This window comes from Streptomyces sp. NBC_00523 (assembly GCF_036346615.1).
In the GTDB taxonomy this organism is placed as follows: domain Bacteria; phylum Actinomycetota; class Actinomycetes; order Streptomycetales; family Streptomycetaceae; genus Streptomyces.
This window is the reverse complement of the sequence record NZ_CP107836.1, coordinates 913,454-935,183: the sequence shown is the minus strand read 5'-3', so window position 1 is coordinate 935,183 and position 21,730 is coordinate 913,454. Positions and strand designations below refer to the sequence as shown.

Here is a 21,730-nt window from a genome sequence, read left to right as displayed (position 1 = left end):
GACGGGAACGCCGGGACGTCCCTGTTTCGTGCTGGTTGTCCCGACCAGACTAGAACCGCCCCCGGCCGAGGATGCGGCCGGGGGCGGTCTCGTGTCGGGGTGTCGCTCAGAGCACGCACTCCGCCTCGGCGTACCGGGCGGCCGGAACCGTCTTCAGGGTCTCCACCGCGTGCGCGAGGGGCACCAGCGTGATGTCCGTGCCGCGCAGCGCCGTCATCATGCCGAACTCGCCCCGGTGCGCCGCCTCCACCGCGTGCCAGCCGAACCGGGTCGCGAGGACGCGGTCGTACGCGGTCGGCGTGCCGCCGCGCTGGACGTGGCCCAGGATCACCGGGCGGGCCTCCTTGCCGAGGCGCTGCTCCAGCTCGACTGAGAGCTGCGTCGCCACGCCCGTGAAGCGCTCGTGGCCGTAGACGTCCTTGGCCCCCGCCTGGAAGTCCATGGAGCCCTCGCGCGGCTTCGCGCCCTCCGCGACGACGACGATCGCGAACTTCTTGCCGGCCGAGAAGCGCCGGCCCACGACCTCGGTCAGCTCGTCGATGTCGAACGGGCGCTCCGGGACGACGATGGCGTGCGCGCCGGCCGCCATGCCGGAGTGCAGGGCGATCCAGCCGGTGTGGCGGCCCATGACCTCGACGATCATGACGCGCTGGTGCGACTCGGCGGTGGTCTTCAGCCGGTCCAGCGCCTCGGTGGCGACGCCGACGGCGGTGTCGAAGCCGAAGGTGACGTCGGTCGACGCGATGTCGTTGTCGATGGTCTTCGGCACACCGACGATCGGGAGCCCCGCCTCGGAGAGCAGGTTCGCCGCCTTGAGGGTGCCCTCGCCGCCGATCGGGATGATCGCGTCGAGCCCCAGGTCCTTCACGTGGCCGCGGGCCGTCTCGACGCCCCCGCGCAGATGCGCCGGCTGGACCCGGGAGGAGCCGAGGATCGTGCCGCCCCGGGCGAGGATGCCGCCCACGGCGTCCAGGTCGAGCTTGCGGTAGTCGCACTCCAGGAGGCCCCGCCACCCGTCGTGGAAGCCGATGACCTCGTCGCCGTGGTCGACCACAGCGCGGTGGACGACGGACCGGATGACGGCATTGAGGCCGGGGCAGTCGCCGCCGGAGGTGAGCACACCAATTCGCATTGCCCGGGAAACCTTTGCAACGTGGGCCGACGACCGGACCACGTCGTCCGGTTGGATCCCCGCCACCCTACCGGCGCAGGGTGGCGGGACCGAACCGGGCGTCCGCCTGCTGGACGCCGCTCATCCGAGCCCTGCGCCACTCATCGGACAACCAGTGAACTGCCTGGTCAGGCGGGCTGTGTGGCAGCCGCGATGCGCTCCGCGCGCAGCGCCTCGTACCACCGGTCGTCGGTCGGCGGGAGCGCGTTCACATCGAGGGCCAGCTTCAGCAGCAGGTCCGCGATCATGGGGTTCCGCGCCATCACCGGACCGTGCATGTACGTGCCGAAGACGGTGTCGTTGTACGCGCCCTCGGTGCCGTCCCCCGTGCCGTTGCCCCGGCCGAACCGCACCCGGGCGAACGGCCGTGCCGTCGGCCCGAGATGCGTGACGCCCTGGTGGTTCTCGAACCCGGTCAGCGGCGGAAGGCCCAGCTGCGGGTCGATGTCCGCCAGCACGTCGCCGACGCACCGCGCGCCCTCGCCGCGCGTCGACACCACGTCCAGCAGGCCGAGGCCCTGCTCGCGCTCACCGAGGTCGTTGATGAACTCGTGGCCGAGGATCTGGTACCCGGCGCAGACCGAGAAGATGATCGCGCCGTTGGACGCGGCCCGGCTGAGCCCCCCGTCGCGGCGCAGCCGCTCCGCCGCGAGGCGCTGCGGCCGGTCCTCGCCGCCGCCGATCAGATAGATGTCGCCCGACGTGGGCACCGGCTGGTCGCTGCGCACGTCGACGCGCGCCACGTCCAGTCCGCGCTGGCGGGCCCGGCGCTCGACCACGAGGGCGTTGCCCTGGTCGCCGTAGGTGCTCAGCAGGTCCGGGTACACCCACACCAGCCGCAGGCTGTTGTTGCTCATGCTTCGTCCTCTCCGGAGGGGCCCGGGGCCGGGGTCAGTTGCCGACACGGCGGCGCAGGTCCTGGAAGGCGGTGTAGTTGGCGATGACCTCGATGCGTCCGGGCGGAGCCTGCTGCACGGCCTCGTCCAGGTTCTCGCAGACCCGGAAGTCGAGTCCGGCCACTTCGAGGCGGACCGCGAGGTCCAGCTTGCGGTCGCCGAGCACGAAGATCGGGTGGCCCGCGAGCTGGGTGTAGTCGACGTCCCACAGCCACGAGGTGTCCGTGCCGTCCGCGCCGCGCGCGTTCACGGAGAGGATCACCGGGGTCGGCGGCGGATCGATCAGCGAGAACGTCTCCAGCCAGCCCGCCGGGTTCTTCGCCAGCAGGAGCCGCAGCTCACGGCCGAGGAAGTTCACCACGTCGTACCGGCCGGCGACGGCCTGCACCTGGTACATGCGCTCCAGCGCCACCTGCGGCGGCACCCCGAAGACGGCGGCGACGGCCGCCGAGCTCGTGGCGTTGGCCTTGTTGGCGCGGCCGGGGAGCTGGAGGTGGATCGGCCACGCCGAACCGTGCGGGTCGAGCACGTAGTCGCCGTGCAGCACCCAGCTCGGCGGCGGCCGCCGGAAACCGCACTCGCCGCAGAACCAGTCGTCGCCGGGGCGCTGCATGACCCCGCCGCAGGACGGGCAGGACCAGGCGTCGTCCTTCCACGCCTGCCCGGCCGCGACCCAGACCACGTTGGGGGAGGAGGAGGCCGCCCAGACGATCAGCGGGTCGTCGGCGTTGGCGACGATCACGGCCTTGGAGCCGGAGAGACCCTCGCGCCACTTCTCGGCCAGCATCCGCGTCTCCGCGGCCCGGTCCAGCTGGTCGCGCGAGAGGTTGAGGAGCGCGATCACCTTGGGCGTCGTGTCGCGGGCCACCCCGGCGAGGTACTTCTCGTCGACCTCGATCACGCCGTACTGCGCGTCGGACCCGCCGGCCAGCGCCGACGTGATGCCCGCGGGCATGTTGGCGCCGAGCGCGTTCGAGACGACCGGGCCCGCGGCGCGCAGCGCCTCGGCGATCAGCCGTGTGGTGGTCGTCTTGCCGTTCGTCGCCGAGACGAGGATCACGTCCAGATGCTGCGCCAGCCGCCCGAGCAGGTCGGGGTCGAGTTTGAGCGCCACCCGGCCGCCGATCACCGATCCGCTGCCCCGCCCGGCCGCCCGCGACACCGCCGCAGCGGCCTTGCCCGCCGTCACGGCCAGCTTGGCCCGCGGCGACAACGGCTCCGTGTTGCCTGCCATCGTCCTAGATCCTCCTTGCATCGGTCCGCCGCCCAGCCTATCGATGTCCGGCACGGTGACCGCACGGCGGCACCGTCCGGCACGTGTACTTCCCGTGGAATGGAGGACGCGTGAGCGGGCCGTCGCGTTCTCCGTGAGCCCGCCGGCGACGGAATCCGGGTGCACGGGCGGCCGGGGGCGCGTTACCGTCGGCGTATGGACGTCAACGGCATCACCACCACCGCGACCGCGCGAGCGACCAGCTCGCCGGTTGCCGCCGTCTGACTTTCCCTTCCCCCGGCGACCGGAAACGGTCCGTCGGTGGTTGCCGTGGTGATTCCTCCCCGGCCGGGTGACCGAACCGTCCGTTCTCCGGCGCCTCCCCGCCACCCGCGAAGGAGCCGTCCCCATGGACACCGAACAGCTCGCCCGTACCTTCCTGGAGTACTTCGAGGAGCGCGGCCACCGCCGCATCACCGGCTCGACCCTGCTGCCGCCGCCCGGCGACCCGGTGCTCTTCACCACATCCGGGATGCATCCCCTCACCCCGTACCTGGAGGGCCGCCCGCATCCGCTGGGCAGCCGGCTGGTCAACCGGCAGCGCTGCCTGCGCACGACCGATCTGGACGAGGTCGGCGACGCCACCCACCTGACCGTCTTCGAGATGCTCGGCAGCTGGTCGCTGGGCGACTACGAGGGCCCGCGCAGCCTGGAGTGGGGATACGGGCTGCTCACCGAGGGCCTGGGCATCGACCCCGGCCGGCTGCACGCCACGGTGTACGCCGGGGACGAGCACACCGAGCGCGACACCGCCTCGCTGCGGACGTGGCAGGAGCTCGGGGTGCCGGTGGAGCCGACCGTCGAGGACAACTGGTGGTCCAATGGGCCGACCGGGCCGTGCGGCCCCGACTCGGAGATCTTCCTGTGGAGCGGTGAGGGGCCGCCCGTGTCCACGCCCACCGGGGACGACCGCTGGGTGGAGGTGTGGAACCACGTCACGATGAGCCACCGCAGGCTGGACGACGGTTCGCTGGTGCCGCTCCCGCAGCGCAATGTCGACACCGGGCTCGGTCTGGAGCGGCTGGCCTCGCTGCTCCAGGGCAAACCCTCGGTGTTCGAGTGCGACGTCTTCGATCCCTGGCGCCGGCTCGTACCGGCCCTCTGGCCGCTGGACGAGCCCTCGCTGCGGCTGGTCTGCGACCACCTCCGCTCCGCCGTCGTCGTCATCGGCGACGGGGTCCGCCCGGCCGCCACCGGGCGCGGTTACGTGCTGCGCCGCCTGCTGCGACGCGCCCTGACCGTGCTCCGGCAGGGCGACCCCTCGCGCACGCTCGGCGATCTGCCGCCCGAGCTGGTCCGGCACACCCTGGACCACTTCCGGCAGGACGTGGACCCCGGCGAGGTGCTGCGGGTGCTGGCCGACGAGGAGCGCCGGTTCGTCCGGCTCCTGGAACGCGGCCGGCAGGTGCTGGCCCGGCCCCGGTTCCGGGGGACGCTGACGGAGGAGGACCTGCACTACCTCCACGACACCCACGGGCTGCCGCGCGACCTGGTGACGAGCCTGCGGGAGGAGTGAGACGGCGGCGGTGCCGGGGGCCGCCCGCCCCCGGCACCGCCGCCCGCGCTTACGGAGTGACCACGGTCCCGCCGAAGGAGACGACCAGGCGGCCGTCGGAGGCGAACGACCAGTCCATGGCCCCGTCGTACGCGGAGCACCGGGAGCCGTTGGAGCCGGTCCAGAACTGGTTGGAGCCGTCCGCGTCGCCGACGGTCTTGTCGTTGGAGCCGTCACCGCTGCGGCAGGAGGTGTTGTCCCGGAACACCGAAGTGCCCTTGTCGAAGGAGAAGTTGCGCTCCTCGTTGTCGATGCCCACGTTGTCGGACACGGTCATCGAGCCGGGGTTGCTGTTGTACGTGAAGCCGTGGTGGCCGTTGTTGTAGGCGATGTTGCGTCGCACGATGTGATCGACCTCGATCCCGTCGCCGCCCAGCTTGAAGCCGTTGCGGTCGCCGTCCTCGTTCACGGTCCCGTCGGAGAGGGTGCCGTTGTCGTAGCTGAGGGAGTCCTCGATGGTCACCGGGCCGATGGGGCCGGTCTCCGTCTTGGTGTAGAGGTCCCAGCCGTCATCAATGTTGTTGTGCGAGACGGTGTAGCGGAAGACGTTGCCCGGGCCCGCGGTGAGCTTGGCGGCGAACCCGTCCGCGTCCTCGCCGTCGGAGTCCGCGTTGTCGTGGGACTCGGAGCTCAGGACGAGGTTGTTCGCGGGCCACTCGTCGTCGGGGGTGTCGGAGGAGATCCGGGAGATCTGGAGCCCCGAGTCGTGGTTGAAGCGGGTCACGACGTGCTCGATGACGTTGTCGCTGCCGCCGACGAAGATGCCGTTGTCACCGGCGTGCTCGACCGTGAGGCCGTCGATGTGCCAGTAGTCGCCGTTCACCGCGAGCCCCCGGTTGGCGGGATCCTCGCTCATCTCCGAGAAGTTCAGTACCGGTTGCTCGCCCGGGTAGGCGGCCATGGTGGTGCGGGCGCCCGATGTGCCGTCGTTGCCCGGCGGGATGGTGACCGTCTGCCCGTAGCGGTACGTGCCGCCGCGCAGGTAGATCGTGCCGCCGGCGTTCACCCGGCTGATCGCCGAGGCGAGCGTGGTGGGGGCCGACTCGGTCCCGGCGGCGTCCGCGCTTCCGTCCGGCGCCACGTACAGCGCGGCGGCCGCGAGGGAAGCGTTTTCCTGGCCCGGGGCGGCCTGCGCGGTCGTACCCAGGACGGCGAGCGAACCGGCGAGCAGGCCGGCACATGCGAGAACAGGCTTGAGCTGCATCTTCGACTCCAGGTGGGGGGAGTGAACCGGACGGACTCCCGCCCGGCATGGTGCAAGCGCTTTCCGTCGACCGTAGAGTGACGCCATGGGCACGTCAATGGTCATGCATGTGTTCTGTGATCGGATATGTGAACGCCGCAGAGGTGAACTCCGCGCGTCTCTACGCGAAGGTGTGCGGGCGCAGCACCATGAGGGAGTCCTCCTGCGTGGCCACCATGGCGAAGGGGAACCGGTCGAGTTCGAGGCAGAGCGCCACATCATCGGGATGGGCCCCCGCGCGCACCCCCTGCGTGAGCTCGGCTGCGGCGCGGGAATCGCCGCCCCTGCGCAGAAACGGCGCGGCGTCGGTCGCCTCTCCGGCCGCCCGGCGGGCGATGTACTGGGCGCACGCCAGATCCTCGTCGGCGCGCCCGTCCTCACCGGTGACCACGAAGGTGACGTCGTCGCCACCGCGTTCCCGCAGCAGCCGCGCCGTCGCCTCCGCCACCACGAAGCCGGCGCACAGCACCAGCGACGCGTCCTTCACCGCGAGGGCGCCGACCGTCCCCGCCGTGGTCTTCTGCACCACGGTCCGGCCGCCCATGTCCCGCGAGCGCAGCCGGCCCGGAGAGTTGACGGCGTCGAACCCGGGCGCGGGCGCCCCGTCCTTGAGTGCCACCCAGTCCGGGTGGCGGCCCTTGAGCGCCAGTGCCTCGTCCAGTGAGCCGGCGAGCACGATCTTCTCCGCGCCCCGGGCGAAGGCCCAGGCCGACACGGTGCAGGCGCGCATGACGTCGACGACGACCGCGACGGACGGGGTCGCGGCCAGCTCGGCGATACCGAGGAATCGGGTGTCCATCCGCCCATGATCGCCCACGGCCCGCCGCGTCCGCCCGGGTGACCGGGGCAAGGGCGTTGACGCAGGCTGTCCGGCGTCCGCGGCGCCACCCCGTGGAACGTACGATGACCGCCATGCGCAACCGCCCGATCCCCGGCAGCTCCGGCATCGTCCGCACCATGAGCCTGCTCGGCGACCCCGTCCTGCACGCGCCGTGCGAACCGGTCACGGAGTTCGGCCCGTTGCTCGCCCGGCTGGTCGAGGACATGTTCGCCACGATGTACGAGGCGCGGGGCGTCGGGCTCGCCGCGAACCAGATCGGTGTGCCGTCACAGGTGTTCGTCTTCGACTGCCCCGACGACGAGGACGTGCGACACCTCGGTCACGTGGTGAACCCGGTCCTCGTGGAGGCGGACGGGATCACGGTGCGCGGCTCCGAGGGATGCCTCTCGCTCCCCGGTCTCGAGGCCGGCACCCCGCGCTTCGACCACGCGGTGGTCGAGGGCGTCACGATGACCGGCGAGCCGGTCCGGATCGACGGCACCGGGTTCTTCGCCCGCTGCCTCCAGCACGAGTGCGACCACCTGGAGGGCCGGGTCTACACCGACCGGCTGACCGGGCTGCGCCGGGCGCGGGTGCTGCGCGCGGCGCGCCGGGCGTCGTGGGCGCGTACCGGCTGAGCCGGTCGACGGGCTGTCAGAAGCCGGGCCCGTCCGCGCGGTCGCCCGCCTCGGCCAGCCTGCCCCAGAGGAGGTCGGCGAGGCTGCGGACCAACTGCTCGCGCGAGCAAGGGCGTTCGCCCAGCCACCAGTCACCGGCCGCGTGCATCATGCCGACGATGCCGTGGCCCCAGATCCGGGCCATCGCCTCGCTGTCCGGGCCGAGGTCCACCCGCTCCGCGATCACCATGGCCAGCTCCTCGCCCAGGCGACGCAGCAGCGGTGCGGAGTGCCGGCCCACGTCGAAGCCCTGCTCGGGGGAGGGGGTCGCGTCGTCGGACGGGTGCATCAGGAAGCGGTACACCTGCGGGCGGGCCTCGATCGCCGCGAGGTAGGTGTCGAGCGTCGACTCGACCCGGGCGCGCCGCTCCGCCGGGGCGTCGAGCGCGGCGCGCAGGGCGCTCAGCAGTGCGTCGGTGTGCCGCTTGGCGAGGGCCCGGTAGAGCCCGCCCTTGTCGCCGAAATGCCGGTAGAGGATCGGCTTCGTGATGCCCGCCTCCGCCGCGATGGCGTTCATCGAGGCGCCGGGGCCGTCCCTGAGCACCACGCGGTCGGCGGCGTCGAGCAGCTCTCGGCGGCGGCGCTCGGCCGTGGTCCGCTGGCGCTCGGCCTGTCGTGTGGTCTCCATGTCGTCTCTCCCACCCCTGACCGTGCCTGTCCGTCGTGCCTGCGCAACGTAACACCCTGTCCGGCGGGGTGCGGATGGCGTCTCATGTGGTTGACACAGGCTACTTGCCAGTAACAGACTGTTGTTACCGCAAGTAACGAGGCGTTTCGACGGCAGCACGTGGAGGGGAACATGGCCGAGTTCACGCTCGAGCTCAACGATGACCAGAAGCAGGTCCGTGACTGGCTCCACGGCTTCGCCGCGGACGTGATCCGTCCGGCCGCTTCGGAGTGGGACGAGCGTGAGGAGACGCCCTGGCCCGTCATCCAGGAGGCGGCCAAGGTCGGGATCTACTCCCTCGACTTCTACGCCCAGCAGTTCTTCGATCCTACGGGCCTCGGCATCCCGATGGCCATGGAGGAGCTGTTCTGGGGCGACGCCGGGATCGCCCTGTCGATCGTCGGTACGGGGCTGGCGGCCGTCGGCGTCCTCGCCAACGGCACCGAGGAGCAGATCGGCACCTGGATCCCGCAGATGTACGGGGACGCCGACGACGTGAAGGTCGCGGCCTTCTGCTCCTCCGAGCCCGACGCCGGTTCCGACGTCGCCTCGATGCGCACCCGCGCGGTCTACGACCAGGCCAAGGACGAGTGGGTGCTCAACGGCACCAAGACCTGGGCGACCAACGGCGGCATCGCCAACGTCCACGTGGTGGTCGCCGTGGTCGACCCCGAGCTCGGCTCCAAGGGCCACGCCTCCTTCATCGTGCCGCCGGACACCCCCGGCCTCTCCCAGGGCCAGAAGTTCAAGAAGCACGGCATCCGCGCCTCGCACACCGCCGAGGTCGTCCTGGAGGACGTGCGCGTCCCGGGCCACTGCCTGCTCGGCGGCAAGGAGAAGCTGGACCAGCGCCTCGCCCGCGCCCGCGAGCGCGCCGCCACCGGTGGCGAGCGCGTGAAGAACGCCGCGATGGCCACCTTCGAGGCGTCCCGCCCGGCCGTCGGCGCCATGGCGGTCGGCACCGCCCGCGCCGCGTACGAGGTGGCGCTCGACTATGCGAAGACGCGGACCCAGTTCGGCCGCCCGATCATCGACAACCAGGGCGTCGCCTTCCAGCTCGCCGACATGCGGACGCAGATCGACGCGGCCCGGCTGCTGGTCTGGCGCGCCTCCTGGATGGCCACCACCGGCAAGCCGTTCGAGTCGGCCGAGGGCTCCATGTCCAAGCTGTACGCGAGCGAGACGGCCAAGAAGGTCACCGCCCAGGCCGTCCAGATCCTCGGCGGCAACGGCTTCACCCGCGAGTACCCGGTGGAGCGCATGCACCGGGACGCCGCGATCTACACGATCTTCGAGGGCACCAGCGAGATCCAGCGCCTGGTCATCGCCCGCACCCTGTCGGGCATGCCCATCCGCTGACCGCGCCGCGACGCCCGTAAGGCCACCACGGCCCCCGTCCCCGGTTCACGCCGGGGCGGGGGCCGCAGTCGTGGGGCACTCACGATGGTGGGCACCTGCCATGTACCTGTAGATTCCCGGTGGAGATCGTGACCGGGTGGTGGAGGGAGCAGGCATGGCGAGATCCGGTGCACGGATCGCGGTGACGGCGGCGGCGGCCTTCGGGCTCGTGGTCACCGTGCAGACGGCGGCGCACGCCGAGCCCCGGTCGGTCGACGCCGTCTTCGGCGGCTACGGGGAGTGGAACGCGGACCCGTACGGCGGCGCCCCCGGCGACTCCATCCGCGCCTGCGACACCACCGCCGACGGCTGGAGCATCGAGGTGAAGCTCGACATCGGCCGGGACGGCACCTGGGACCGCACGGCCACCACCCGCGGCCACACGTCGCCGTACTGCACGTCGTGGAAGACCGGCAACATCAAGGAGGGCACCCCCGTCCTCATCCAGGTGGCGAACGTGGGCGGCGATGCCACTTACCCCAAGGGCTCCGTCCTGCTCAGCCGCGCCTAGAACCTCCCTCGGATCAGGCCGGAAGCTGCGCCTCGATGGCCGCGACCAGCTCGGGCGCGTCCGGTTCCGTGCGGGGGCGGATGCGGGCGACCGGCTCGCCCGCCGGAGAGATCAGGAACTTCTCGAAGTTCCACTGGACGTCCCCTGCCTCGCCCCCGGCGTCCGCCAGCCGGGTCAGCTCCACGTACAGCGGGTGCCGGTTCGCGCCGTTCACCTCGGTCTTCTCCAGCAGCGGGAAGCTCACCCCGTACGTGGTCGAGCAGAAGGTCTCGATCTCCTCGGCGGTGCCCGGCTCCTGGCCGCCGAACTGGTTGCACGGCACGCCGAGCACGGTGAGGCCCCGGTCCCCGTACTCCTTCTGGAGCCGCTCCAGACCCGCGTACTGCGGGGTCAGCCCGCACTTCGATGCCACGTTCACCAGCAGCACCGCCCGGCCGCGGTAGTCGCCCAGCGAGGTCGGCTCGCCGGTCAGGGTGCGCAGCGGAATGTCGTACAGCGTCATGGATGTCTCCTCGTCGGTGTCTTCCCGGCCCATTGTCACCCCAGGGGTACGTCCGTATCGCGGCCGACCGCCTTGTAGTAGAAGGTCGTCGGCTTCAGGACCCCGTCGGGCCCCGCCGCGTAGTCCGGAACGGAACCGCACTCCGTCCAGCCCGCCGCGCGGTACAGCCGCTCCGCCGGGCTGCCGCTCTCGGTGTCCAGGACCAGCAGCGTGACGCCGTCCTCGGCCGCCGTGCGCTCGGCCGCGGCCAGCAGCTCACGGCCGAGCCCGCGCCCGCGCGCCGAGGGGCGGACCATCAGCTTGGCCACCTCCGCGCGGTGGCGGGCGTTGGGCAGCGGCGCCCGGACCAGGCCGACGGTGCCCGCGATGCGTTCCCCGTCCCGGGCGATCCACACCCGGAGCCCGTCCGCCTCCACGGACGCGGCCCGCGCGCGCCACCAGTCGGCGGCGGCGTCCCGGTCCAGGGGCGCGAGGAAGCCGACGGACGAGCCGTTCTCGACGGTCTCCACCAGCAGGGCGGCCAGCTCGTCGGCGTAGGTGACCAGCTCGGGGCCGGACACCGGGACGATCTCGGTCATGGGGCAGGTCCTTCCACGGAACGCCGGGCCGCGTCTCCGCGCGGACCGGCTGCGACGTGATCCTAAGCGGGTGGTGCGTGGCGGCGGATGCATGGTCTGTCGGCCCCCTGCCCGCCGTTCTGCCGGACACGCCCGCCCGTGACACTCTGGAAGCGGAATGTCCGGTTCGGATCCGGTCCGTGCCGGGCGACCGTGCGAACAAAGGAGGCCCGAGATGGCCAGCACGGGCAGCGCACCGGCAGCTCCACAAGGCACCGACGGATCACACCACCCCTTCAGAACGGGCTGGACCGCGTTCGCCGCGGTGCTGATGATCTTCGGTGGAGTCATGGCGATCTTCCAGGGGATCTCCGCCATCGCCAAGGACGACGTCTTCGTCGCCACGCGCAATTACGTCTTCCAGTTCAACCTGACCGGCTGGGGCTGGATCCACCTCATCCTCGGCATCGTCATCGTCCTCGCGGGCTGCGCCCTGTTCACCGGAGCCCTCTGGGCGCGCGTCGTCGGCGTGATCCTCGCCGGACTCGGCGCACTCGCCAACTTCGCCTGGCTGCCGCACTATCCGCTGTGGTCCCTCGTGCTCATCGCCATCGACGTCTTCATCATCTGGGCGCTCTGCACGGACGGGAGCGGCCGCGCGAAGGCGTGAGACCTCACGTCTCCGTCAGCAGGACGAGCGTGTCGCCCGGGACCGGTTCCGGGCGCACGCCGTCCGTGACCGGGACCAGCCGGCCCTCCGGACGCACCACGAAGAGCACATGCTCCCCGGCCGCCGGAGGGCCGTCCGCCGTCCGCGTCACCACTCGCGCCCCGGCCTCGTACCTCCGGACGATCTCGGGCCGGGTGAGGTCCGCGTCGAACAGCGCCTCGCCCCCGGCGTACGGGGCCACCACGCCCTCGCTCGCGGCGGACGGGGCGAGGCGGCGCACCGTCCCCTCGACGCTCTCCCGGAGCGTGAGCGAGGCCAGCGCGTTGAAGTCGTCCTCACCGGTGAGCAGCAGCACATCGGTGATCCCTTCGAGCACCGCGCCGATCCCCTCCGCCGAGGCCATCAGCTCGCCGGGCGCCAGTTCGAGCCCGGCCGCCTCGATCCGCGTACGCTCCTCGTCCGCGCCCGCCCACATCAGCACGTCGAGCCCCGCCGCGCTCAGGGCGCGCGCCAGGTCGACCGCCCAGGGCGCCCCGCCCACCAGCAGCGGCCTGGACCGGGACGGCCGCAGCACCCCGAGCCGCCGCGCCACCGGGAACGCCGTCAGGCCGTAGAGCGTGACGGTCGCGACGATCACCACGAAGGTCGCGGGCAGGATGCGCCCGGCACCGGCGATGTGGTGCGCGGCGAGTTCGGCCGAGAACGTGGAGGCCGTGGCCGCGGCGACGATGCCCCGGGGCGCCATCCAGCCGATGAACCACCGCTCCCGCGCGGGTACGTCGGTGCCGGCCGCCGCGAGGTGGGCGATGAGCGGCCGGGTCACCAGGACGAGGAGGGCGGTCAGCGCCAGCGAGGGCAGTACGACGTGCCGCAGGGACTCCGGGGTCACCGTCGCGGAGATGGAGACGAACAGCAGCCCGATGATCAGGGAGACCAGCGTCTCGAAGAACGGCCGGCGCGTGGGCAGTTCCAGGCCCGGCAGGTTGGCCAGGGCCATCCCCATGATCACGGCGGAGATCAGCCCCGTGTCGTCGCGCAGCGCGTCGCAGGCGGCGGCCACCCCGATCACGGCGGCCAGTTGTACCGAGGTCGCCAGCTCCTCGCTGAGCCGCACCCGCCCCAGCACCAGCCACAGCACCCCCGCGCCGACCGCGCCCGCCCCCAGGCCCAGCGCCGCGCTGGCCAGGAAGTGCCCGACGCCGCTGCCGAACCCGGGCCGACTGCCCGCGAGGACGCCGTGGAAGACCAGCGCCCCCAGGATGCCGCCGACCGGATCGATCAGCGAACCCTCCCAGACGAGGATCCGCCGCAACCGCTCGGTGGGCCGTACGAAGGCGAGCAGCGGCCCCACGACCGTCGGGCCGGACACCACGAGGATCGTCGCCAGCATGACCGCCGCATGCGCCGACATGTCCAGCACCGGTACGGCGAACAGCGCGGCGGACACCATCGTCAGCAGCGTCCCCAGCCACAGCAGGCGGATCACCACCCGCCGGTTGTGCCCCTTCAGTCGCCTCAGGTCCAGCCCCAGCCCGGCGTCGTAGAGGATGACCGCCACCGCCAGCGACACCAGCGGTGAGAAGGAGTCCCCGAGCAGCCGCTGCGGATCGACGTTGTCGGTGAGCGCCCCGGCGGTGAACCCGGCCGGGAGCAGCACGAGCAGCGCCGGTACCCGCAACCGGCTCGCCAGCAGCTGCGAGCCGACCGCGAGGACCACGATCAGCCCGGCCCCCGCGTACACCTGATCCGCCGACATCCACCCGCCTCCTCCGGCGCACCCCACGGCAGCGCGCGTGACCACCTTCCGCGCCGCCGTGCACGGCGACCGCGAGGGCTCGCGCCGGGAGACGTACTCAGGGGGCTGGATCGCCCGGAAGGCCTAGGGCCTGTCCGGCGGATCATGTGACTTTCCGATCGGTCGCTCGTTGGTTGGGGCATGGGCCGGGGGGATCTGACGAATCATGAGTGGTCGTTGCTGGAGCCGCATCTGCCTTTGCCGGGTGGCCGGGGCGGCCGGTGGAACGATCACCGGACCGTGGTCAACGGGATCCTGTTCCGGGTCCGCACCGGTGTTCCGTGGCGTGACCTGCCGGAACGCTACGGCTCGTGGAAGACCGTCTACGAGCGGCATCGCCGCTGGTCGGCGGACGGCACCTGGGACCGGCTCCTGCAGGCGGTCCAGGCCGACGCCGACCTGGCCGGGCGGATCGACTGGGGCATGGTCGGCGTCGACTCGACGTCCTGCCGGGCCCACCAGCACGCGGCTGGCGCCCGCAGGGCGAGGCCGCGGGTCCCGAAAAAAGGACGACGCCCCGGCACCACCGCCCCGATGAGGGACTCGGGCGGTCCCGGGGCGGTCTGACCTCCAAGATCCACCTCGCCGGTGAAGGCGGCTGCCGCCCCATGGCTCTTCTGATCACTCCAGGTCAGTGGGGTGACGCCCCGCAGATGATCGAGGTCCTGGTCCGGATTCGGGTTCCCCGCCCGCTGGGCGGGCGGCCCCGGACCCGGCCCGCTCACGTCAGTGGCGACAAGGCTTACAGCTCCCGCCGAAATCGCCGCTACCTGCGAAGACGCCGCATCAAGCACACGATCCCCGAGCCGAAGGACCAGCGGGCCAACCGCCGGCGCAGAGGCAGCGCGGGCGGCAGACCTGCAGGCTTCGACCGCGAGCGCTACAGGCGACGCAACGAGGTCGAGCGGACCATCAACCGACTCAAGAACTCCCGCGCGATCGCCACCCGTTACGACAAGCGGGCCTACGTCTTCCACGGCACGGTCACCGCAGGGGCAGTCCGCTTATGGCTCCGCCCATGATCCGCCGGACAGGCCCTAGGGCCTGTCGTCAAACTGCCGTCTGCCGGGCGCGTCCCTCGGCGGCGTCGAACGCGGGCGCGAGCGGGGCCAGCGCCTCGCGGAGCCGGTCGGACAGGGACCCGGTGGGCACGACCAGCCCTCCGGCCCCCGCGCCCCCCGTCGGCTGGATCCAGCCTTCCAGTGCGATGCGGACCGCGGCGGCCGTGCTCGCCGCGAGGACGCGGGCGGCCGGTGCCGAGGTGTCGTCCAGGCGGGCCGCGAGGGCCGTCGTCAGCGGCGGTTCGATGCCGGCGGTGGCGTCGAGGTAGGCGTCGCGCAGCGCGGGCCGGGTGGTGACGAGGAGCAGCGCCTCCTGGCCGTGCGCGCCGGGGTCCGTGTACTGCTCGACCACCGCATCGGTCACGGCGTCGGCCAGGCGGACGTCCGCGGGCCGGGCCGCGACGGACGCCGCGACGCGCGCCTCCCGGTCGGCGGTGACGGCGGCGACGATCGCCTGCTCGCGGCTGGCGAAGTAGTTGTTGTAGGTGCGCGGCGAGACGCCGGCCGCCTCGGCGATGTCCTCGACCCGCACCCGGTCCGGCCCGCGCTCGACGGCCAGGCGCAGCGCCGCCGCGCGCAGCGCCTCGCGGGTGGCCTGCTTCTTGCGCTCCCGCAGCCCCGGTGGTGTCGTCACGCCGTCAGCGTTCCACAGAGTCTGCGTGCACGCAAACTTGCGTGCACGCACTTTTCCTGTCAGCCTCGGCCCGACGCGAAACGGACCGACGGAGAGGACGCCGCCATGCGGGCCAGAGGAATGACCTACGACACCGGATTCGTGCTGAACGGCCGCACATCCCGCGAGCACTTCGACCCCGCGGTGGTCCGGCGCGAGCTCGCGATCATCCGCGACGACCTGCACTGCAACGCGGTCCAGATCACCGGCGGCGACCCGGACCGGCTGGAACGGGCCGCGTCCGCCGCCGCCGAACTCGGCCTGGAGGTCTGGTTCTCGCCCTATCCGCTGGAGCTGGAGGCGGAGCAGATCCTCACGCTCTTCCGTGACTGCGCCGCACGGGCGGAACGGCTCCGGCGGGAGGGCGCCGCGGTCGTGTTCGTCGCGGGCGTCGAGCTGAGCGTGATGAACCGGGGGTTCCTGCCCGGGGAGAGCCCCGAGGAACGGGTCGGGCAGCTGCTGAGCCGCCCCGAGCACAGGGCCGACGCGATCCGTGAACTCGGCGTCCGCGTCAACGATTTCCTCCGCGACGCCGTGGCCGCCGTCCGCGCGCACTACCGGGGCCCGCTCACGTACGCGGCCATCCAGTTCGAGCAGGTGGACTGGGACCCCTTCGACATCGTGACGTACGAGCTGCTCCGCTCCGCCGAGATCGCCGATCGGTTCCGCGACGCGGTCCGCACCCTGGCCCGGGGCCCGAAGCCGCTCGCCGTCACCGGCTTCGGCACCGCGGCCTACCGGGGCGCGGGGGACCGGGGCGGACGGGTCCTGGACGTGGTCGAGCTCGACCCGCTGACCCAGGACCCGGTCCGGCTGAACGGCGTCTACGAGCGCGACGAGGCCGGCCAGGCCGCGTATCTGAGCGAACTCCTGGAGGTCTTCGAGAGCGAGGGCGTGGACAGCGCGTTCGTCTTCCTGTTCGCGCTGCCCGGCTACCCGCACCGCCCGGACGGCGACCCCAGGGACGACCTGGACCGGGCGGGACTGGGCATCGTCAAACTCCTCGAAGGGCGCCGCGGGCAGACCTACCCCGACATGGAGTGGGAGCCCAAGGCCGCCTTCCGGGCGGTGGCCGAGCGGTACCGGAGGTGACCGGGGCCGCTACTCCCGCTTGTCGTCCCAGGGCGTGCCCAGCCAGCTGTCGAACGACGTGATCAGCGCCGTCAGCGCCGCCGCCAGCCGCTGATCGGTCCACTGCGCGTGGACGACGACCTCGCCGTCGGCGTGGAACTCGAACGGCGTCTCACCGGCCGCCCGCCAGCGGATGCGCCGGGGCCCGCGCGGTACGTCGCCGCCGCCGTTCAGCAGGCTGCCCACGCCGATCGCCAGCCACAGCGGGAACAGCAGCCACCACACGTACCACCAGAAGATCCGGCCCTTGAGCCCGACGGCCTCCGGGCAGCCGGTCTGGGCGACCGTCCAGCGGGTGCGCAGGCCCTTGCCCGAGCACGCCTTCTCGCGGACGACGGTGCCCAGCACCTCGCCGTAACCGCCCAGCACCTGGTACGCCGACACCCCGTCACCGGCGGACGCGGTGACGACCGTTGCCAGCCGGGCGCGGCGCTCCGGGTCGGCCCACAGGACGAAGGAACGGGCCCCGTCCTTGCGGGCGGCGAGGTAGGCCGGTATGCCGCCCGGCGGCAGTTCCCGCTCCAGATGGGCGAGCACCCGCGACTCACCGGCCGGGCCGTCCGAGACCTTGACGACATGGCTGAAGGGAGAGACGGGAGGAAGCGGCGGCTCGCCCTTGCGCGGCTTCCTCCCCGTCGCGACGGGACTCACTTTCAGGACGGTGGCCACGTGCGCGCTCCTCCGTTGTGATGATCGGGAAGTCGAACAGTAGCCCTACCGTCTGAGCGTGTTACGCGGACGGCGCGTCGTCCAGCCGCCGGAACAGGCCCTCCTGCACCACCGAAACCAGCAGATTGCCCGCCCGGTCGTAGATCCGGCCGCGCGCCAGACCCCGCCCGCCCGTCGCGACCGGCGACTCCTGGTCGTACAGGAACCACTCGTCCGCCCGGAACGGCCGGTGGAACCACATCGCGTGGTCCAGCGACGCCATGTCGAAGCCGCGCGGCCCCCACAGCGGTTCGACCGGGATGCGGACCGCGTCCAGGAGCGTCATGTCACTCGCGTACGTCAACGCGCAGGTGTGCACCAGCGGATCGTCGCCCAGCGGCCCCACCGCACGCATCCACACCGCGCTGCGCGGGTCCGCGTCCTTGATCTCCTCCCGCGTCCAGCGCAGCCGGTCCACGTACCGGATGTCGAACGGCTGGCGCCGCGCCATCCGCTCCAGGGCCTCCGGCAGACCGCCCAGGTGCTCGCGCACCTCCTCGGCGACCGTCGGCAGCTCCTCCGGGTCCGGCACCACCCGGGCGGGCGGCAGCTGGTGCTCGAAGCCCGCCTCCTCCGGGCGGTGGAACGACGCCGTCAGGTTGAAGATCGTGCGGCCCTGCTGGACCGCCGTCACCCGGCGGGTGGTGAACGACCTGCCGTCCCGGACGCGCTCCACGTCGTACACGATCGGCACCCCGGGACGCCCCGGCCGCAGGAAGTACGCGTGCAGCGAGTGCACCGGCCGGTCCCCGTCCGTGGTGCGGCCCGCCGCCACCAGTGCCTGCCCCGCGACCTGGCCGCCGAAGACCCGCTGAAGCGACTCGTCGGGGCTCCGGCCCCGGAAGATGTTGACCTCGATCCGCTCCAGGTCGAGCAGATCGACCAAGCGCTCGGCGGGGTTCGTCATGCCGTTCTTCTCCACTCTCACAACTGGCCCACGGACGTGACCCGCACGACCGCCCGGCCCTCCTCGTCCGACGCGGCGAGGTCGACCTCCGCGCTGATGCCCCAGTCATGGTCGCCGTTCGGGTCGGCGAACGTCTGGCGGACCCGCCACACCCCGTGCGCCGCGTCCTCCTCGATCTTCAGCAGCTTCGGGCCGCGCGCGTCCGGACCGGTGCCCAGCTCCTCGTACTCGTCCCAGTACGCGTCCATCGCCTCGCCCCACGCGTCCTCGTCCCAGCCCGCGTCCGCGTCCAGCTCGCCCAGATCGCGGACCCGGTCCAGCGCGGCCAGCTCCACCCGGCGGAACATCGCGTTGCGCACCAGCACCCGGAACGCGCGGGCGTTCGCCGTGACCGGCTTGACCTCGTCCGCCCGCTCCTGCGCCTGCTCGGCGGTCTCCACCTCGGGGTTGGCCAGCTGCTCCCACTCGTCCAGCAGACTGGAGTCGACCTGCCGGACCATCTCGCCCAGCCAGGCGATCAGATCCTCCAGGTCCTCGGACTTCAGGTCGTCCGGAATGGTGTGTTCCAGCGCCTTGTACGCGCTCGCCAGATACCGCAGCACGATGCCCTCCGTCCGCGCCAGCTCGTAGTTCGACGTGAACTCCGTGAACGTCATGGCCCGTTCGTACATGTCACGGATCACCGACTTCGGCGACACCGGATGGTCGCCCACCCACGGGTGGCTGCGCCGGTACACGTCGTACGCGTGCCACAGCAGCTCGCTCAGCGGCTTCGGGTACGTCACCTCCTGGAGCAGCTCCATCCGCTCCTCGTACTCGATGCCGTCGGCCTTCATCTGCCCGACCGCCTCACCGCGCGCCTTGTTCTGCTGCGCGGCCAGGATCTGGCGCGGATCGTCCAGCGTCGACTCCACCACGGAGACCATGTCCAGGGCGTACGACGGCGAGTCCGGGTCCAGCAGCTCGAACGCGGCCAGCGCGAACGTGGACAGCGGCTGGTTCAGCGCGAAGTCCTGCTGGAGATCCACGGTCAGCCGCACGATGCGGCCCTCCGCGTCCGGCTCGTCCAGCCGCTCCACCACACCCCCGTCCAGCAGCGAGCGGTAGATCGCGATGGCCCGGCGGATGTGCCGCAGCTGCGCCCGGCGCGGCTCGTGGTTGTCCTCCAGCAGATGCCGCATCGCCTCGAAGGCGTTGCCCGGACGGGCGATCACCGAGAGCAGCATCGTGTGCGTGACCCGGAAACGCGAGGTCAGCGGTTCCGGATCGGACTGGATCAGCTTGTCGAACGTGGTCTCCGACCAGGCCACGAAACCCTCGGGGGCCTTCTTGCGGACGACCTTCCGCTTCTTCTTCGGGTCGTCACCCGCCTTCTTGACCGCCTTCTCGTTCTCGATGACGTGCTCCGGGGCCTGCGCCACGACGAAGCCCGCCGTGTCGAAGCCCGCCCGGCCCGCCCGTCCGGCGATCTGGTGGAACTCCCGCGCCCGCAGCGTCCGCACCCGGGTGCCGTCGTACTTGGTGAGCGCGGTGAACAGCACCGTGCGGATCGGTACGTTGACGCCGACGCCCAGCGTGTCCGTACCGCAGATCACCTTCAGCAGACCCGCCTGCGCCAGCTTCTCCACCAGCCTGCGGTACTTGGGGAGCATGCCCGCGTGGTGCACCCCGATCCCGTGGCGCACGTACCGCGAGAGGTTCTGGCCGAACTTGGTGGTGAAGCGGAAGTTGCCGATGAGATCGGCGATCTTCTCCTTCTCCTCCTTGGTGCACATGTTGATGCTCATCAGCGACTGCGCCCGCTCCACCGCCGCCGCCTGCGTGAAGTGCACGATGTACACCGGCGACTGCCGGGTCTCCAGCAGCTCCGTGAGCGTCTCGGTGATCGGCGTCAGCCGGTACTCGTAGCTCAGCGGGACCGGACGGGTCGCCGAGCGGACCACGGAGGTCGGGCGGCCGGTGCGCCGCGTCAGGTCCTCCTCGAACATCCGGACGTCGCCGAGCGTCGCCGACATCAGGACGAACTGCGCCTGCGGCAGCTCCAGGATCGGGATCTGCCACGCCCAGCCCCGGTCCTGCTCCGCGTAGAAGTGGAACTCGTCCATCACGACCTGGCCGATGTCCGCGTACTTCCCGTCACGCAGCGCGATCGAGGCCAGCACCTCGGCGGTGCAGCAGATCACCGGGGCGTCGGCGTTGACCGAGGCGTCCCCGGTGAGCATGCCGACGTTCTCCGTACCGAACAGTTTGCACAGGTCGAAGAACTTCTCCGAGACCAGCGCCTTGATCGGCGCGGTGTAGAAGGTGACCTTGTCCTGGGCCAGCGCCGTGAAGTGCGCACCCGCCGCGACCAGGCTCTTCCCGGACCCCGTGGGCGTGGAAAGGATCACGTTGGCCCCGGAGACCACCTCGATCAGCGCCTCCTCCTGAGCGGGGTAGAGGGTGATCCCCTGCGTCTCGGTCCAGGACGAGAAAGCCTCGAAGAGGGCGTCGGGGTCGTCGGTCGGTGGCAGCTGATCGATAAGGGTCACGCCCCCATCTTGCCTGTCTTCCACCCCGATGAGGGAACCGGACGACGGCCCGAAGATCATGGACGATACGCTTCCCTCTCAACTCGGCCACACCGCAACGGCGATGGCCGGAATCCCGCGTCCGGCCACCACCGGGCGCACTCGGCGACACCTACGGGGGCTCGGCAGTCATGATGGGACCGGCACACTCTCTGTCAGGGGCGGCGGCCTGGCTGGGGGTGGGCGCCGCGGCTGCGGCCACCGGCCACACCATGCCGTGGCCCGTCCTCGTCGTCGGGGCGCTGATCAGCGCGGGCGCCGCACTCGCCCCCGACCTCGACCACAAATCGGCGACCATCTCGCGCGCCTTCGGCCCCCTCTCGCGCGGGGTGTGCGAGATCGTCGACAAGCTCTCGCACGCCGTCTACAAGGCCACCAAGCTGCGGGGCGACTCCAACCGCAACGGCGGCCACCGCACCCTCACCCACACCTGGGTCTGGGCCGTCCTGATCGGCGCGGGCGCCTCCGCCGTCGCGTACACCGGCGGGCGCTGGGGGGTCCTCGCGATCCTCTTCGTCCACCTGGTCCTCGCCGTCGAGGGACTGCTCTGGCGGGCCGCCCGCGTCTCCAGCGACGTCCTGGTGTGGCTGCTCGGCGCGACCAGCGCGTGGATCCTCGCCGGGATCCTCGACAAGCCGGGCAACGGCGCCGACTGGCTCTTCACCGACGCCGGTCAGGAATACCTCTGGCTCGGGCTGCCGATCGTGCTCGGCGCCCTCGTCCACGACATCGGCGACGCGCTGACCGTCTCGGGCTGCCCGATCCTGTGGCCGATCCCGCTGGGCCGCAAGCGCTGGTACCCGATCGGCCCGCCCAAGGCCATGCGCTTCAAGGCCGGCAGCTGGGTGGAGATCAAGGTGCTGATGCCGGTCTTCATGATCCTCGGAGGCGTGGGCGCCGCGGCGGCGATGAACGTCATCTGAGCCGCCGGGGGGGCCGGTGCAC

Annotated in this window: 21 protein-coding genes; 8 read left to right on the top strand and 13 right to left on the bottom strand. The window is 71.8% G+C overall.

What is annotated here, in order from left to right:
* Positions 1 to 106 precede the first annotated feature (106 nt).
* From OHS17_RS04225 to OHS17_RS04215, 3 genes are all read right to left on the bottom strand, one after another.
* A complete protein-coding gene (locus tag OHS17_RS04225; protein ID WP_330311113.1) occupies positions 107 to 1,132 on the bottom strand; it encodes a 6-phosphofructokinase in 1,026 nt (341 codons plus the stop codon).
* A gap of 167 nt (positions 1,133 to 1,299) precedes the next feature.
* Entirely contained in the window at positions 1,300 to 2,028 is a 729-nt protein-coding gene (locus OHS17_RS04220; protein WP_018105234.1) for a type 1 glutamine amidotransferase, read from the bottom strand.
* Between the two features lie 34 nt (positions 2,029 to 2,062).
* Complete coding sequence (locus OHS17_RS04215) at positions 2,063 to 3,301, bottom strand: Mur ligase family protein (protein ID WP_018105235.1); 1,239 nt, start codon at positions 3,299 to 3,301, stop codon at positions 2,063 to 2,065.
* Between the two features lie 388 nt (positions 3,302 to 3,689).
* Here OHS17_RS04215 and OHS17_RS04210 point away from each other — a divergent pair, with 388 nt between their 5' ends.
* Positions 3,690 to 4,856, top strand: coding sequence for an alanine--tRNA ligase-related protein (locus OHS17_RS04210; RefSeq protein WP_330311112.1), 1,167 nt, complete (start codon positions 3,690 to 3,692; stop codon positions 4,854 to 4,856).
* A 49-nt stretch (positions 4,857 to 4,905) separates the two neighbouring features.
* On the opposite strand, the gene OHS17_RS04205 is transcribed toward OHS17_RS04210, so the two are convergent.
* The gene (locus OHS17_RS04205; RefSeq protein WP_330311111.1) at positions 4,906 to 6,099 is read right to left on the bottom strand and encodes a right-handed parallel beta-helix repeat-containing protein; all 1,194 of its coding nucleotides are present in this window, start codon (positions 6,097 to 6,099) and stop codon (positions 4,906 to 4,908) included.
* A gap of 160 nt (positions 6,100 to 6,259) precedes the next feature.
* A complete protein-coding gene (locus tag OHS17_RS04200) occupies positions 6,260 to 6,937 on the bottom strand; it encodes a 2-phosphosulfolactate phosphatase (protein ID WP_330311110.1) in 678 nt (225 codons plus the stop codon).
* A 113-nt stretch (positions 6,938 to 7,050) separates the two neighbouring features.
* On the opposite strand from OHS17_RS04200, the gene def reads away from it, so the two are divergent.
* Positions 7,051 to 7,596 (top strand): peptide deformylase, encoded by a 546-nt coding sequence (gene def, locus OHS17_RS04195; protein WP_330311109.1) that lies wholly within the window; start codon positions 7,051 to 7,053, stop codon positions 7,594 to 7,596.
* A gap of 16 nt (positions 7,597 to 7,612) precedes the next feature.
* On the opposite strand, the gene OHS17_RS04190 is transcribed toward def, so the two are convergent.
* The gene (locus tag OHS17_RS04190) at positions 7,613 to 8,263 is read right to left on the bottom strand and encodes a TetR family transcriptional regulator (RefSeq protein ID WP_073865167.1); all 651 of its coding nucleotides are present in this window, start codon (positions 8,261 to 8,263) and stop codon (positions 7,613 to 7,615) included.
* A 171-nt stretch (positions 8,264 to 8,434) separates the two neighbouring features.
* Here OHS17_RS04190 and OHS17_RS04185 point away from each other — a divergent pair, with 171 nt between their 5' ends.
* Both OHS17_RS04185 and OHS17_RS04180 read left to right on the top strand, forming a co-directional pair.
* Complete coding sequence (locus OHS17_RS04185; RefSeq protein ID WP_018105241.1) at positions 8,435 to 9,661, top strand: acyl-CoA dehydrogenase family protein; 1,227 nt, start codon at positions 8,435 to 8,437, stop codon at positions 9,659 to 9,661.
* Between the two features lie 154 nt (positions 9,662 to 9,815).
* Positions 9,816 to 10,211: a hypothetical protein gene (locus OHS17_RS04180; protein WP_330311108.1), complete on the top strand. Its 396-nt coding sequence runs from the start codon at positions 9,816 to 9,818 to the stop codon at positions 10,209 to 10,211.
* 13 nt (positions 10,212 to 10,224) lie between these two features.
* Here the strand turns inward: OHS17_RS04180 and OHS17_RS04175 are convergent, their stop codons facing one another.
* Positions 10,225 to 10,713, bottom strand: a complete 489-nt coding sequence (locus OHS17_RS04175) for a glutathione peroxidase (protein ID WP_330311107.1) — start codon at positions 10,711 to 10,713, stop codon at positions 10,225 to 10,227.
* Between the two features lie 35 nt (positions 10,714 to 10,748).
* Positions 10,749 to 11,291 (bottom strand): GNAT family N-acetyltransferase, encoded by a 543-nt coding sequence (locus tag OHS17_RS04170; RefSeq protein WP_330311106.1) that lies wholly within the window; start codon positions 11,289 to 11,291, stop codon positions 10,749 to 10,751.
* A 214-nt stretch (positions 11,292 to 11,505) separates the two neighbouring features.
* Between OHS17_RS04170 and OHS17_RS04165 the strand changes: the two genes are divergently transcribed.
* Positions 11,506 to 11,940: a DUF7144 family membrane protein gene (locus tag OHS17_RS04165; protein WP_018105245.1), complete on the top strand. Its 435-nt coding sequence runs from the start codon at positions 11,506 to 11,508 to the stop codon at positions 11,938 to 11,940.
* A 4-nt stretch (positions 11,941 to 11,944) separates the two neighbouring features.
* On the opposite strand, the gene OHS17_RS04160 is transcribed toward OHS17_RS04165, so the two are convergent.
* Entirely contained in the window at positions 11,945 to 13,696 is a 1,752-nt protein-coding gene (locus tag OHS17_RS04160; RefSeq protein WP_330311105.1) for a cation:proton antiporter, read from the bottom strand.
* Positions 13,697 to 13,876: 180 nt separating this feature from the next.
* Between OHS17_RS04160 and OHS17_RS04155 the strand changes: the two genes are divergently transcribed.
* Positions 13,877 to 14,757 (top strand): IS5 family transposase gene (locus OHS17_RS04155; protein ID WP_330310450.1). Its coding sequence is split into 2 segments (ribosomal slippage): positions 13,877 to 14,237 and positions 14,237 to 14,757, totalling 882 coding nucleotides; the frame shifts between segments, so codons are not numbered across the junction.
* 28 nt (positions 14,758 to 14,785) lie between these two features.
* Here OHS17_RS04155 and OHS17_RS04150 read toward each other — a convergent pair.
* The gene (locus tag OHS17_RS04150; RefSeq protein WP_330311104.1) at positions 14,786 to 15,430 is read right to left on the bottom strand and encodes a TetR/AcrR family transcriptional regulator; all 645 of its coding nucleotides are present in this window, start codon (positions 15,428 to 15,430) and stop codon (positions 14,786 to 14,788) included.
* A 105-nt stretch (positions 15,431 to 15,535) separates the two neighbouring features.
* On the opposite strand from OHS17_RS04150, the gene OHS17_RS04145 reads away from it, so the two are divergent.
* Positions 15,536 to 16,561: a hypothetical protein gene (locus OHS17_RS04145; RefSeq protein WP_330311103.1), complete on the top strand. Its 1,026-nt coding sequence runs from the start codon at positions 15,536 to 15,538 to the stop codon at positions 16,559 to 16,561.
* Positions 16,562 to 16,570: 9 nt separating this feature from the next.
* On the opposite strand, the gene OHS17_RS04140 is transcribed toward OHS17_RS04145, so the two are convergent.
* The 3 genes from OHS17_RS04140 to OHS17_RS04130 form a co-directional block, all read right to left on the bottom strand.
* Positions 16,571 to 17,269, bottom strand: coding sequence for a hypothetical protein (locus OHS17_RS04140; protein ID WP_330311102.1), 699 nt, complete (start codon positions 17,267 to 17,269; stop codon positions 16,571 to 16,573).
* Between the two features lie 61 nt (positions 17,270 to 17,330).
* Positions 17,331 to 18,215, bottom strand: a complete 885-nt coding sequence (locus OHS17_RS04135) for an acyl-CoA thioesterase (protein WP_330311101.1) — start codon at positions 18,213 to 18,215, stop codon at positions 17,331 to 17,333.
* Between the two features lie 17 nt (positions 18,216 to 18,232).
* Positions 18,233 to 20,806 carry a DEAD/DEAH box helicase gene (locus OHS17_RS04130; RefSeq protein ID WP_330311100.1) on the bottom strand — a complete coding sequence of 858 codons (2,574 nt, stop codon included), beginning with the start codon at positions 20,804 to 20,806 and terminating at the stop codon, positions 18,233 to 18,235.
* 110 nt (positions 20,807 to 20,916) lie between these two features.
* Here OHS17_RS04130 and OHS17_RS04125 point away from each other — a divergent pair, with 110 nt between their 5' ends.
* Positions 20,917 to 21,708, top strand: coding sequence for a metal-dependent hydrolase (locus OHS17_RS04125; protein ID WP_330311099.1), 792 nt, complete (start codon positions 20,917 to 20,919; stop codon positions 21,706 to 21,708).
* Positions 21,709 to 21,730: the final 22 nt, after the last annotated feature.